The sequence below is a fragment of the Arthrobacter sp. SPT-J7 genome, assembly GCF_059089965.1.
The window spans coordinates 1-600 of sequence record NZ_JBNHFF010000533.1; the positions used below are offsets into that span (position 1 = coordinate 1).

Here is a 600-nt window from a genome sequence, read left to right on the forward strand (position 1 = left end):
GCCCGAGATGAGGAGCACCTTGCGGGCGCCCTTCAAGGCCTCCGCAACGGACGCTGCATCGGAGTAGTCCATTCTCCTGACCTGGACGCCGCGCCCGGCAAGGTCTGCGATCTTTTCTACGGAACGGCCTGCGGCCACGATCTCCCCGGCGGGAATATTCTGCTCCAGCAGGGCCTCGACGACGTGGCGGCCCAAGTGGCCGGTTGCTCCGGTGATAACGATGGTCATGATTTTCCTTCCATTCGGGTCTGTCAGGGAGCACAACCGGCCGCTTTCCCGACTACTTCCCGAAAGAGAGTACGCACTTTCAGGTAAGGTACCCACATGATGGTTAGTGCCCCGAAGCTTACCGCCCACGCAGCACCCCTTCCGGCTGCCCTTGGTGACGGCATCTTCCCCGCCGGCTGCCCCAGTCGAACGGTCCTTGACCACATCACGAGCAAGTGGGGCGTCCTGATCCTGCTGGCCCTGTCCGAGGGCGAGCAGCGCTGGAGCGATTTGCGACGGCGGGCCGAGGGCATCAGCGAGAAAATGCTGGCCCAAACCCTCAAGACCCTGGAGCGTGACGGCCTGGTCTTAAGGACGGCCCAGCCCGTTATT

2 protein-coding genes are annotated in these 600 nt (G+C 63.2%); one reads left to right on the forward strand and one right to left on the reverse strand.

Annotation, left to right across the window (positions count from 1 at the left end):
• Positions 1 to 228, reverse strand: a 228-nt coding sequence (locus AC5RWX_RS34095; RefSeq protein WP_494100545.1) for an SDR family oxidoreductase, incomplete at its 3' end; no start/stop codon positions are given.
• Between the two features lie 99 nt (positions 229 to 327).
• On the opposite strand from AC5RWX_RS34095, the gene AC5RWX_RS34100 reads away from it, so the two are divergent.
• Positions 328 to 600 (forward strand): winged helix-turn-helix transcriptional regulator (locus tag AC5RWX_RS34100; RefSeq protein WP_494100546.1); only part of this gene is annotated, 273 nt, incomplete at its 3' end.